Annotated in this window: 9 protein-coding genes; 6 read left to right on the top strand and 3 right to left on the bottom strand. The window is 63.5% G+C overall.

From position 1 onward, the window contains the following. Positions 1–138: 138 nt before the first annotated feature. Positions 139–1,371 (bottom strand): cytochrome P450, encoded by a 1,233-nt coding sequence (locus MTX19_RS10305; protein WP_280983497.1) that lies wholly within the window; start codon positions 1,369–1,371, stop codon positions 139–141. A gap of 159 nt (positions 1,372–1,530) precedes the next feature. Here MTX19_RS10305 and MTX19_RS10300 point away from each other — a divergent pair, with 159 nt between their 5' ends. After that, on the top strand, positions 1,531–2,142 hold the full coding sequence (locus MTX19_RS10300) for a TetR/AcrR family transcriptional regulator (protein WP_280976358.1): 612 nt from the start codon (positions 1,531–1,533) through the stop codon (positions 2,140–2,142). Positions 2,143–2,148: 6 nt separating this feature from the next. Here MTX19_RS10300 and MTX19_RS10295 read toward each other — a convergent pair whose 3' ends face one another. Then, complete coding sequence (locus MTX19_RS10295) at positions 2,149–3,441, bottom strand: MFS transporter (RefSeq protein WP_280983496.1); 1,293 nt, start codon at positions 3,439–3,441, stop codon at positions 2,149–2,151. Between the two features lie 924 nt (positions 3,442–4,365). Between MTX19_RS10295 and MTX19_RS10290 the strand changes: the two genes are divergently transcribed. After that, on the top strand, positions 4,366–6,273 hold the full coding sequence (locus MTX19_RS10290) for an adenylate/guanylate cyclase domain-containing protein (protein ID WP_280983495.1): 1,908 nt from the start codon (positions 4,366–4,368) through the stop codon (positions 6,271–6,273). Positions 6,274–6,401: 128 nt separating this feature from the next. On the opposite strand, the gene tnpA is transcribed toward MTX19_RS10290, so the two are convergent. Then, positions 6,402–6,866, bottom strand: a complete 465-nt coding sequence (tnpA, locus tag MTX19_RS10285) for an IS200/IS605 family transposase (protein ID WP_280984622.1) — start codon at positions 6,864–6,866, stop codon at positions 6,402–6,404. 238 nt (positions 6,867–7,104) lie between these two features. Here tnpA and MTX19_RS10280 point away from each other — a divergent pair, with 238 nt between their 5' ends. The 4 genes from MTX19_RS10280 (at position 7,105) to MTX19_RS10265 (ending at position 13,168) form a co-directional block, all read left to right on the top strand. Then, entirely contained in the window at positions 7,105–8,088 is a 984-nt protein-coding gene (locus MTX19_RS10280; RefSeq protein WP_280985953.1) for a phosphatase PAP2 family protein, read from the top strand. A gap of 39 nt (positions 8,089–8,127) precedes the next feature. Then, positions 8,128–10,161 carry a hypothetical protein gene (locus tag MTX19_RS10275; RefSeq protein ID WP_280983493.1) on the top strand — a complete coding sequence of 678 codons (2,034 nt, stop codon included), beginning with the start codon at positions 8,128–8,130 and terminating at the stop codon, positions 10,159–10,161. Positions 10,162–10,492: 331 nt separating this feature from the next. Next, on the top strand, positions 10,493–11,224 hold the full coding sequence (locus tag MTX19_RS10270) for a cytochrome c biogenesis protein CcdA (RefSeq protein ID WP_280983492.1): 732 nt from the start codon (positions 10,493–10,495) through the stop codon (positions 11,222–11,224). 240 nt (positions 11,225–11,464) lie between these two features. Beyond that, positions 11,465–13,168, top strand: a complete 1,704-nt coding sequence (locus MTX19_RS10265; RefSeq protein WP_280983491.1) for a SulP family inorganic anion transporter — start codon at positions 11,465–11,467, stop codon at positions 13,166–13,168. The last annotated feature ends 12 nt before the right edge of the window (positions 13,169–13,180 follow it).

Here is a 13,180-nt window from a genome sequence, read left to right as displayed (position 1 = left end):
CAATATATAGAGGCAAGTATGACGAAGTCACAGCGCCTTTGCTGCTGCGACTTCAAGCCGGAGGCGGTTCTCCGCTCAACAGCGCGTGCGCCCCCTGCGGTTGCGGCGGGACCGACACCCGCCGCAAAAAGCGAGAGATCACCAGCTCGCAGGCAGCCGCTTCAGCCCGCGCAGCACGAAGGTCGGCCGCCATTCCGGATTTTCCGCGTCATCGAGCCGCAGGTCCGGAATCCGGCGCAGCAGGGTCGAGATCGCGATCTCGGCCTCGATCCACGCCAGCTGAGCGCCGAGGCAAAAATGGATGCCGCCGCCGAACGACAGCGGCCTCACGTTCGGTCGCTGGATGTCGAGCCGTTCCGGATGGTCGGGATAGACCGCCGGATCGTGATTGGCCGAACCGAGCAGGCACAGCACGCTCTCGCCCTTCGGGATGCGCTTGCCGCCGAGATCCTCGATATCCTCGAGCGCGACGCGGCCGGTCAGCTGCACCGAGGAATCGTAGCGCAGGAACTCCTCGATCGCATTGGTGATCAGGCCCGGATTGGCCTTGAGCAGCGCGAGCTGGTCCGGGTTGCGATGCAGCGCCAGCAGGCCATTGCCGATCAGGTTCACCGTGGTCTCGTGGCCGGCGCCGAACAGCAGGATGATGTTGGCGGTGAGCTCTTCGTTGGTCAGCTTCTGGCCGTCCTCCTCGGCCTGCACGAGCTGCGTGATGAGGTCGTCGCCGGGCTGCTTGCGGCGCAGCTCGAAGAGCTGGTGGAAGTACATCGCCGCCATCGCGTTGCCGGCGTTGCCCTGCTTGATCTCCTCGGCCGAGAGTGGAACCGGATCCAGCAGGCGACCGCCGTCACGCGAGCTCTTGTAGAAGGTCTCGCGATGCTCCTCGGGAATTCCCAGCATGTCGCAGATGATCGTCACCGGCAGGCGGAAGGCGAAATCCTCGATCAGGTCCATCTTCCCCTGCGGGATGATGCGGTCGAGCGTCTCGTTGACGATTTGCTGGATGCGCGGCCGCATGTCCTCGACCCGGCGCGCAGTAAAGGCCTTCACGACGAGGCCGCGCAGGCGGGTGTGATCGGGCGGATCCTGCTGCAGCATCCAGTGGCTCATGCTGCGGAAGACCGGTTCCTCCATGATCTTGGGGCCATAGCGGCGGATCGTGCGGTCGACATAGTCCTTACCGAAGCGCTTGTCGCGCAGCACGAGGCTCACCTCGGCGTGACGGCTGGCGACGAAGGCGCCGTGCGCGTTGACGTGCATGGGGTCCATGGTCCGCAGCTGCTCGTAGTGCGGATAGGGATTGCGGATGAATTCGGGCGCCAGTGGATTGAAGAGCGGTTCGCTGCGCGCCGACTGAACGTGCTCGTTCATGGTGACCTCGTTCGCTTGCCGCGCCAGCGTCAGCAGCGTGGCGCGCCTTGGTGTCATCCTCCGGGCCGGACCATCGCGGCCTGGCAACTTGATGTTATCTTATTGAATGCAACTCGATGCACTCTTGTATCGAGTTGCATTCTGCCCTAAACTGCGCCGATGTCAAGGGTTCGAACCAGACCGACACGCGACAACACCTGCGAGAAGCTGTTCGAGGCAGCGGCGCAGGTGTTCGAGGAACAGGGAATTGGCGGCGCCAGCATCGAGGCGATCGCGGCGGCAGCCGGTTTCACGCGCGGCGCGTTTTATTCGAACTTCAAGAGCAAGGATGAATTGATCATCGCGATGCTCGAGGATCACGTCGAGCAATCGATCCGGCGCAATCTCGACCTGCTGACCAGGCACAGGACACTTCCGGATTTCCTCGAGGCGCTCAGGACGATGGATCGCAGCCGGCAGGATCCGCTCGGCCGTTCGCCGCTCCTGCACATGGAGATGATCCTGTTCGTGGCGCGCGCCGAAAAGCGCCGGCCCGAGCTCGCCAAGCGCCTGCGCGCGCGGCGCAAGCTGATCGCCGACATCGTCACGACCACGCTCAAGAACTCTGGGCGGAACGGCGCGATCAACCCGGAATGGACCGGCGCGATCGTGCTGGCGCTGGAAGATGGGTTCCGCCTGCACCGGTTGATCGATCCGGAGACCACGCCGGCAGACAGTTGCCTGCGCGCGATCATCGATCTGCAGCGCGCGATCGGCATCTCGCCTAGCTAATCCTGCTCAAGCCTTGCTTGCGATCTTGTGCATCTGTCCCGCGACGGCGCGCACCTTGCCGGGCGCAGCCTGCCAGATCGCGATCGCCGACAGCAGGCTCATCGCGATCCCGAGCGTGAAGCCGGCCGTATAGCTGCCCGAGAGATCGTAGAGCTGCCCGGTCGCCCACGGTCCCGCGGCCCCGCCGGCCAACGCGGCGAGCATGATGGTGCCGAAGATGCTGCCGTAATGCTTGCCCTGGAAGATCTCCAGCACCACCGGCCCCATCACGGAGGTGAGGCCGTAACCCAGTGCCCCCTGCGTGAAGACCATGAGATAGATCAGCGGCATGGCCGGCCAATATCGCAGCGCGACCAGCGCGGCAAAGCAGATCACGAAGCCGAAGCAGGAGATCGCCCACACCCATTCGCGCCCGATGCGATCGGACAAATGCCCGAGCCAGATCTGGCCGGGAATGCCGAGCAGGCTGACGACGCCGAGCGCCCAGACTCCGACGCTGGAGCTGAAGCCGATGTCGAGCAGGAACTTGGTCTGGTGTACCTGCACCGCGTACCAGATGTACAGGCCGCAGAAATAACCGACCGCGATCCACCAGAACCGCGCGGTGCGCAGTGCGCGAGGCAACGTCCAATCGGTGCCGGCCCAGACCGGATCGACGATGTTCGATGCCGGCTTGGCCGAGGTCGCGGTCGGCGCGGCATCGCCGTCCGGCCGCAGCCCGATATCCTCGGGCCGCTTGTGCAGCAACAGGTTGATCGGAGCGAGCACGACCAGCACCAGGATCCCCATCGCCGTACAGGCCGTGCGCCAGCTGGTCTGCTCGATCATGTGCTGCACCCATGGCAGCAGCGTCACCGAGCCGATGCCGACGCCGGCGAAGGCCAACCCGATCGCCAGCCCGCGGCGCCGGATGAACCAGTTCGGTACGAACAGCGACTGACCGGAATAGCCGAGGCAGACGCTGCCGGCACCGACCAGCACGCCAATCGTGAGATAGAGATGCCAGGGCTGCGTGGTCAGCGGCGCGAGCAACAACCCGGAGCCCATCAACGCGACGCCAAGCTCCATCACCGCGCGCGGCCCGCGACGGTCCATCATCCGCCCGATCAGCGGGCTCGCGATGCCGGACGCGACGAAGCCGAACGAAAACGCACCGGCCGTAACGCCGCGCTCCCAGCCGAACTCGCTGATGATCGGAGGATAGAACAGCGAGAACGCGGTGCGCGCGTTGACGCCGATCGCCATGGTGACGAAGGTCACCGCGACGATGATCCAGCCATAGAAGAAGGGAAGTCGCATGGGAACCTTGTGGCAGATTTGAACTGTCGATGCATCGGATTTTTCCACGGCGGACCTGGTGCGGATTCGGTGAAGCCCTGCCGCAAGCTTTCATCCGCTTCTGGGCGAGGGTGAAGAGCGCAGCAGCGCCCACTCGGCGTCATTGCGAGCGAAGCGAAGCATTCCATGCTTCGGCATACGCGGAACGATGGATTGCTTCGGCGCTTCGCTCCTCGCAATGACGGGATTGGCTTCTGATTCAATTGTTAAGCAGCGGTGAGGATGTGAGTCGATGATCTCGCAGCGCGATGCGCTCGAGTTTTGCGTCTCGTTTTCACCCTCTTCGAAAGCAGAGGGCGCAGGGAAAGCCGGGTGCCGATCGCACCCATGGGCCCCGTGCAACAAAAAAGCACGGGGGGTAGGACCACAGGTGAAACCGGAAAACACTCCGGCTTTCCCTGCGCGATGGTTTACGGCTTACTTCGTGCTCTCCTCGGCGAGACCGGGCTTTCTTGTCACCGTCATCCTCGAGAAGCGTTCGCTTCCTCAAGGAGTCAACACCTGCCACTGGGGCGTCAGGACCACACGACTTCGCCGTCCGCCTCTCGCGTGCTCGTCAGTCACACAATCAGCGTCCACCGCATCTCTACCCAACACTCGTGACGATCGCGAAGCGCCCCTCAAGCGGGTGAGACGGGCGGATTCAACATCTGAGTTGGGTGAAACACCAAGCGGAATATTTTCTTGCAGTGGGCTTGACAGGTTTTGCTGATTTGCCCGTCGAGGACGTCAATACTTCGGCCCTTTAGAGCTGACATTCTGTCGCACCCGCACGAATCCAGGCGCGGCCGTCTTGCCGCCGCATGCGCCGCTCGCTCGGGATCTTGGCTCAAGGTTGCATACCATCTAAGATGCGAGCGCCGGGATCGCGAAGTCGAGTCGCCTATGAGTGATGATGGGGCGGACAAGAGCGAAGGGCAGGCCGTCCGGAACGAGCAATCGGATCTTCGGGCCGCAGGCGGCGGACTCGTGCGACAAGAAGCCGTGGTGCTGCTCGTCGATCTCGTGGAGTCGGTGCGGCTCATGCGCCAACATGAGACGGACAGTGTACGCCGCTGGGCTGATTTTGTTCGGATCGTAACCACCCAAATTCTACCCCGCTATCGCGGCGTCCTGGTGAAGAGCCTGGGCGACGGATTGATGGCGCGTTTCGAGGCGGTGCCGGACGCCGTGGCCGCAGCAGCGGAGATGCACCGCACGCTTGCCACGCAGAATACCGATATCCCCGAGGACCGTCGATTCCACCTACGTGCGGGGATCAATTCCGCCATCGCCTGGAGCGACGGCACCGATATCTACGGGACAGGTGTGAACCTGGCAGCCCGGCTGGCGACGCTCGCTGGCCCGGGTGAAACGATTGCCAGCGCGTCCGCGCACGAACAATTGGCAGCCGCGCTGGCAAGCCTTGCCGATCCGGGCGAAACCATTGGCAGCGCCGCGGCGCGCGACGAGCTTACGCACGGGGTGGATGCGCTGTGCGAAGATCTGGGCGAATGCATTCTCAAGCACTTTGACAAGCCGGTGCGCGCGTATCGTGTTGGTCCAGCAAGTCCGCATCCCAGCCTTATCGCTCGGCGTGATTACGGGACACCCATGGAACCGACAATTGCCGTCATCCCCTTCAACGCGCGCAACAGCGCTCCCGCACATTTCGACGTAGGCAATCTTATTGCCGACAGCGTGATCTGGCGATTGTCGAAGTCACCGAATTTGAAGGTCATCTCACGCCTGTCGACCAATGTATTTCGCGGTCGGATGAGCGACGTCGCTGAGGTTTCGGCCCATCTCGGCGCGACGTATATCCTGAGCGGTGGCTATGTCGTGGACGCGGGCCGGATTCTGGTGACAGCGGAGCTTTCTGCCGCGCGCACCAACCAGGTGGTCTGGACCGATCGGATGAGAGGAGACATTGCGGACCTGTTGCAGCCCGAAAGCGAACTGGCCCAACGCATTGCAAGCGCGGTGCATCTGTCGGTCTTTGACGCCGAAGTCGAGCACGTTCTGACCCAGCCGCTGCCGACATTGGAAAGCTATTCGCTGTTACTCGGCAGCATCCGGCTGATGCATCGCTCCAGCAAGGAAGAGTTTCTTCACACCCGCAAGATCCTCGACGAACTGATCGATCGGCACAGTCGGATTGCAGCGCCGCGCGCCTGGCTTGCCAACTGGTATATCCTGCGTGTTACGCGCGGATGGTCGGAGGACCGCAAGCGCGAGGCGACCGAAGCCCTGAACGCTAGCCACGCGGCACTGGACCGCGACCCATCGGACGCCCTTGCGCTGGCGACCGAGGGGTTCGTCCACTGCCATCTGCTGAACGATCTCGATACGGCCCGCAAGCGATGCGATCAGGCCGTCGATGCGAACCCGAGCCATGCGCTTGGCTGGCTGTATCGCGGCACGGTGAACGCTTTCAATGGTGAGGGCGAGGCTGCCGTCGTGGCGACGCGACGAGCATTGGAGCTGTCGCCGCTTGATCCGCAGCGCTACTACTTCGAGTCGCTCGGCGCCACCGCCGAACTTTCCGCACATCACTATGAGGAAGCCGAGCGGCTTGCGCGGTCATCCCTGATACACAACCGCATGCACCCCTCTACCTGGCGGGTGCTCACGATCGCGCTCGTCTCACAAGGACGGATGGACGACGCACGCGCCGCACTGGCCAGCATGCGCAAGCTTGAGCCGGCATTGACCATCGAACGATACATCGCGCGCATCCCGAATGCGCAACTCGAGACAGGCAGGTGGTGGGCACGCTGCCTGGAAATGGCAGGTTTACCAACGACGAGCTGATTGCACCAAGACAGACTTTATCCATCAAGACAGACTTTATCCATAAGGAGGCGGCAATGGCACAGCCAATAACCTCCAGCAAAGCTGGAGGTTTGATTGGGAACCGCCAAAGGCGGTTTTAAGGGATGTTAGGACGATTGCTTGGATTTTGGGGCAGCTGAAATCTTTAGCTCAAACTGATCCAGTTGCTGGTCGGCCATTTCCTGATTCTTGATGTAGGCCCGGATCATTTCCTCATCGCGGCCGACGGTCGTGACAAAATATCCGCGTGCCCAGAATTTGTGGCCCAGGAAATTTCGCATCTTCCGTTCGACGTTCTGCGCGATCCAGATCGAACTCTTCCCCTTCATATACCCGATGATCTGCGCCACCGAATATTTCGGAGGTATCGATATCAGCATGTGGACATGATCCGGCATCAGGTGACCTTCCTCGATCCGGCACTCCTTCCGTCGTGCCAGATCGTGAAATACCTGGCCCAGATGTCGCTTGATCTTCCCGAACAGCAGCTTCTTGCGGTACTTCGGCGTAAACACGACGTGGTACTTGCACTCCCAAGTCGCGTGATTAAGATGATTGTACTCTGCTTCCATCATGGTCTCCTTGAGGGTTCTTGGCGGTTCCCCAAGGAGACTCCATGACTTCATTCCCGCAGCTGTAGAACTGCCGGTTTTCGCCCCGCCATAGGCGGGGGCTTAGCAGGCTTGGTTAGGCGGGGCAGGCGGCGCAGGTGGCGCGGGCGGAGCTGGCGGTGCGGGCGGAGCTGGTGGGGCTGGCGGAGCTGGTGGGGCCGGAGGAGCCGGCGGAGCTGGAGGATCGTTCCTTGGAACGATGGCCGACGCCTATGCCAATTCAATCATGGTCGATGCACTGATCCTGGGGCGCGAAGGTACGATCGTCCCCGAGCATCATTGCTACGCGCCGCCACTGCCGGGGATCGATGACAGACTGCAATTGGAGCGCTGGGAGCCGTGGGTTCGCGCTTACATCGCGATCGGCGAGATGATGCAAGGGATAACGCTTCGCAAAGCGCCGGCCGGTCACGCTTTCCAGGTCCTGTCGTCCGCATCCCTGATCGCGGAGGTCGGACGTCCGAAGCGGACGACCTTCGAGAAGCAGATCCCGCTGGTGCTGAGCTGGGCCGAACTACGCTCCGAGCGCGCCACCGAGATCATGGCGCAGATCGACCCGCAATACGCGTTCTGGTCCTCGATCGTCTACCTGCATCCCGACCGCACCCGACGCACCTTCGAACTCATCAACCTCGTGCTGCAATTCTGCGTCTACGTGGAAATGCGGTTCAAGCATGCGATGGGCTGTTACCGCCCGGTCGAATACAATGCTGAAGTGCAGCCGATGATCACGACCCCGGGTCACGGCAGCTTCCCGATGGGGCATGCAACGCAGGCTTACGCGGTGGTCCAGGTGCTGAAAGCGTTGCTGGAGCTCAATCCAGCGAAACACAAGATGGTCATCGACCAGCTCGAGCGCCAGGCGGCACGCATCACGACCAACCGCGTGATCGCCGGAGTCCACTTCCCCGTCGACAGCATGGCAGGACGGATGCTGGGTATTGCCCTTGGTGAATACTTCGTCGGGCGTTGCAAGTCAGGCCACAAATTTCGGCGCCGCAAATTCCTCGCCGCCGGAATCGACAACGCCCCGCACACAGATTTCAATCCGTTCAGTGGAAGCCAAAACATCCACGGCAGCGCATTTTATTCCGAAGCCGCGGGCGCGAATATCATGAAATCCAACTTGATGGAGCATCTTTGGGACGCTGCGCAATATGAGTGGATGGGCAGATTCCCATAGGCGAGGCAGCGTCCTGCAACCCGAAGCGGAGGATGTTCCATGCCCAAATACGACCTGCCGAAATGCTTTGGCCCGTATCTCCGGTACGCGCTCTCGGTGAATTTCAAGAATTTCGAATTCTTCGATGAAAATAAACGACACAGGCTGTTCTTCCTCGCGGAATTCAAACAGGCCGATATGACGGTTGCATTCCGGAGAAAGATGAGGAGGGCCGGATTCCACGTCGAGGTCGGCCCGGCCCTCGACAGCACGCGATATGCTACGCTTCGCACCGACAAGGCGGCGGTGCTCAACGCAATCGGGCTGTCGATCTGGGATGAGTACGTCTCCCGAGTGGAGCTCTCGCTACCGGTGAAGCCGTCGCCGGTGGCGGCACTCACCAAGCGGAGGATCATCAGTCGCGTGGGGCCAGGCAAGCGATTGGTGAGACCGCTCCTGATTGGCATGCTCGACGACGGCTGCCCGTTCGCTGCCGCGCAGTTTCTCAGGCAGACGGCAAATGCCGGCCTCACCACGCGGGTACGCGCCATCTGGGACCAGAACCAGGGCCGACAACCGGTCCAGGTCAGGGATGGCGCCGGCAACCAATGCCTGTTTGGGGAGCCGCTGCAGGATTTCAACTACGGCCTCGAATTCCAGCGCGCCTCGGACGCGCCCGGCGAGCCCGCGCGACAGGTCGGCCTCGACGAATGGATCCAGTTGCACTCGACGCCGTCCGGCAGCGTCGACGAAGACGGCTGCTACGCCGATGCCGGCTTCACCAGCCTGAAGGGCCGGTCGTCACACGGCGCACATGTGATGGATGTGCTCGCGGGTCGTATCCCGACCTCGTCACGGATCGGCCCTGCAAGCGACCGCCGCGATCCGCCGAGTTGGCACAGCGCCACGGATCCTGCGTCGAGCATCGATGTGGTGTTCGTGCAATTCCCCGAAATCTGCATCAAGGATGCGACCGGCGTTTGGCTCAAGGCTTACGTCCTTGACGGCATCCGGTACATCCTCTCGCATGCCGACCCGAACAAGACCGAGCGCGTCATCGTCAACCTCAGCTACGGTCCGACGACCGGCCCGCACGATGGCACATCGGAACTCGAGGCGGCGCTCGCTGCGATGGTCTCGGAATTCAATGGTGCCAACGGAAAGCCGCAGCTCGAGATCGTGCTGGCGGCGGGCAATTCCTATCTGAGTGAGGGCCACGTCGCCTTTACGCGAGACTACTCGCGCCCCAATCATATCGAATGGACTTGGCGGCTTCCGCCCGACAATTCAGTGTTGTGCTTTGCGGAAGTATGGATGAAGACGGCCGATGCCGGCGGTGTCGTCGTTACCCTTACCTCGCCCAGCGGCGTTGTCTATGCGCCGTCGCCTCCGCTTTCCTCCGGTCTCACCTCCGTCCCGGTTGCGCCTGCCGGGGTCGACGTCCCAATCGTCTGGGGCGATGATACGATGTGGCGGCTGCAGGTCGAACCAACCGTCGTCGCGCCGAAGATCGCCGCAGCCGAACATGGCGACTGGACTGTCAAGGTCACCGGCATCCGCGCTGCTGTGGAGCTTCACGCCTTTGTGGCACGTACTGACCCCAATATGGGCGTGATGTCGGGCGCCAAGGCTTCCTCTTTTGTCGACCCGAGCTGGGAACGAACTCGGTCGGCCGAAGCCAGTTGTATCCGCGCCGAGGGGGAGTTCGACAGGAGCGGATCGCTGGTCCGCCGCGACGGCACCCTCAACGGGATTGCGACCGCCGAAGACGCGGGGATACACGTGGCCGGCGGTTACATTCTGTCGAATGGACGCAAATCGACCTATTCCTCGGCCGGCCCCGCGCGCAGCGGACCACTCGCGCTTCGCCGCGGCCCGGATTTCGTGCTTCCCTGCGACGACTCGTACGCGCTCTCCGGCGTACGTGGTGGAGGCAACAGGAGCGGCTCGGTGTTCAGACTCGCAGGCACCAGCGCTGCAGCGCCTCAATTCGCGCGGGAGATCGCCGACGCGACTCCCCTGCAGCCAACCAACCCTCCCGGCACGCCGGCGGAAATTGGTAAACGCGGCGGAGGTAACCTGGACGCCCCATAGCGTTTGCATCGGCGGCCAATTCTCAAGCCGTCTGGCTCACCCTTTGTGCGGTGCGCCACCATAGCAGGTGCACCCCGACGGCGCTGACCACGATCGAGGTTCAGCACCGGGGCGGAAATGGCGCTGCGGATGCCAATGCGCATGGATCAGGTCCGTATCAGCGGTTTCTTTACCGCAATACGGAACATATCCGAGATTGTTTCGCCACCCGCCCCTAGCGCGGCGCCCGGACACGGGTCTGTGACCATAGTTGAAGAGGCATGCGACGAAACTTCTGGATTGTTGGCGGCGTACACGCCAAGACTGGACAACCACCTGCGAAGGTTCATTGATGCACGACGTCTCGATTCCGGCAGCCCTGATCGCCGGCCTTGTCAGCTTCTTGTCGCCCTGCGTGCTGCCGCTGGTGCCGCCCTATCTGATCTATCTGACCGGCGCGACCATCGAGCAGGTCAACCAGGACGGCGCGACCGCGACCTCCAAGCGCGCGGTGATGACGGCGGCGCTGATGTTCGTGCTCGGCTTCTCCACCGTGTTCGTCGCGCTCGGCGCCAGCGCCTCCTTCGTCGGCAGCCTGGTGCGCGCCTGGTCGGCGGAGCTGTCGATCCTGGCCGGCATCGTCATCATCGTCATGGGCCTGCACTTCCTGGGCGTGACCCGGATCGGCCTCCTGATGCGCGAGGGGCGGCTGACCGCGCCCAAACCGGTCGGGCTGTGGGGCGCCTATGTCATGGGCCTGGCCTTCGCCTTCGGCTGGACGCCGTGCATCGGACCGATCCTGGCGGCGATCCTCTCGATCGCGGCGTCCACAGCCACCGTGACCAAGGGCGCCGGGCTGCTCGCGGTCTATTCCGCCGGGCTCGGCATCCCCTTCCTGCTCGCAGCGTTCATGATCAAGCAGTTCTCGTCGCTGTTCGCGCGGATGAAGGGCCACCTCGACACCGTGGAGCGGGTGATGGGCGTCTTGATGGTGGTCACCGGCATCGGCTTCCTGACCGGTGCCGTCTCCAGCGTCAGCGTCTGGCTGCTCGAGACCTTCCCGGCGCTGCAAAATATCGGCTAGGCCGTCTCCCGAGAGGCTCGAACGCTTGCCGCTTCGTCATTGCGAGGGGCGATCGCGACGAAGCAATCCATGCTTCCGCGTGTCTGGCGCGGTGGATTGCTTGGCTCCGCTCGCAATGACGCGGACGTCCCTCCGTTGGGGCGACGCTTTCGCGACCGTTCACGCACAACTCCGCTGGCTTTTCGCCACACGATGTGGGCTATTTCCTAAGGGCATCACAGCCGAGGAGAGCGCGGACCGATGGGCCAGGATCACCCCACACACGCCAACTGGCCGATCTTCCGTTCGCTCGCCGCGTTCCGGCCGAGCGACCTGCCGGGCGACCTGATCGCCGGGCTGACCCTTGCCGCGATCGCGATCCCCGAGCAGATGGCGACCTCGCGGCTCGGCGGCTTCTCGCCGCAAATCGGCTTCTTCGCCTTCGTCGCGGGCTCGCTCGGCTTTGCGATGTTCGGCGCCAATCGCTTCCTGTCCTGCGGCGCCGATTCCACCATCACGCCGATCTTCGCCGGCGGCCTGGCGCTGATGGCAACATCGGGCTCGCCCGACTATCAGGCGCTCGCGATGGCGCTGGCGCTGATAGTCGGCGTGATCATGATCGCCGGCAGCCTGTTCCAGCTCGGCTGGATCGCCAACCTGCTGTCGACGCCGGTGACGGTCGGCTTCCTCGCCGGCATCTCGGTCCACATCCTGGTCTCGCAGCTGCCCGGCGTGCTCGGCCTGCGCACCCCCGACGGAGCGACGCTCTACAAGCTCGGGGTTCTCGCCCAGGAGCTCGGCCTGACCAATCCCTACACGCTGGCGATCGGCCTCGGCGTGCTGGCGCTCGTCGCCGGATCCGAGGCGATCAGCGCGCGCATTCCGGGTGCGCTGATCGGTCTCGTCGCCGCCACCGTCGCCGTGATCGCCGGCCATCTCGAAAGCAAGGGCGTCAGCGTGGTCGGCACTGTGCCGGGAACGCTGCCGAATCCGTCGTTTCCCGACCTCGCCCCGGAGCGCTGGGTGAAGCTGTTGTCGCTGGCGCTGCTGATCGCAATCGTCGTGATGGTGCAGACGGCGGCGACGACGCGCTCCTTCCTCTCCGACCCGGACAAGCCGGCCGATGTCGACCGCGACTTCCTCGGCGCTGGCGTCGGCAGCCTGCTGTCCGGGGTGTTCGGCGCCTTTCCCGTCAATGCCAGCCCGCCGCGCACCGGCATCGTGTCGGAGACCCGCGGACGCACCCAACTTGCCGGGCTGTTTGCCGCGGCGATCGTGCTCGCGCTGCTGGCGTTCGGCGCGACGCTGCTGCAGCACGTGCCGGATGCCGCGCTCGGCGGCGTGCTGCTGTTCGTCGCGCTACGCATCATCCGCGTCAAGCAGATCGTCACCATCTTCCGGCAGTCGTTCTACGAATTCCTGCTCGTGGTGGCGACCGCCGCCGCGATCATCGTGCTGCCGATCGAGCAAGGCGTCGCCGTCGGCATCGCGCTGTCGCTGCTGCACGGCATCTGGACCACGACGCGCGGCCGGCTCGTCGAGTTCGTTCACGTGCCCGGCACGACGATCTGGTGGCCGGCGAGCCGGGATGTCGCCGGCGGGCACCGGCCCGGAATTGTCGTCGTCGGCCAGCAGGCGCCGCTATCATTCCTCAACGCCGCGAACTTCCACAGCGACGTGATCAAGATGATCGGAGCATCGACACCGAAGCCGCGGCTGCTGGTGATCGAGGCCAGCGGCATCGTCGAGATCGACTTCACCGCCGCGCAGGCCCTGCACGATTTGTTCCGCGAATGCCGCGACGACGGCGTTACAGTGGCGATCGCCCGGCTGGAATCGACACGCGCGCAGGACGCGTTCGAACGCTTCAACCTCTACGATGTCCTGCCGAGGGATCACGTCTTCCACAGCGTCGACGAAGCCCTGCGTGCGCTTGGCGGCCAGGCATCGGCCGACGCGCGGTGACGGCCGAGCCGT

This window comes from Bradyrhizobium sp. ISRA464 (assembly GCF_029910095.1).
Taxonomy (GTDB): Bacteria; Pseudomonadota; Alphaproteobacteria; order Rhizobiales; family Xanthobacteraceae; genus Bradyrhizobium.
Note: the sequence above shows the minus strand (reverse complement) of the source record. Positions and strands in the feature narration are given on the sequence as shown.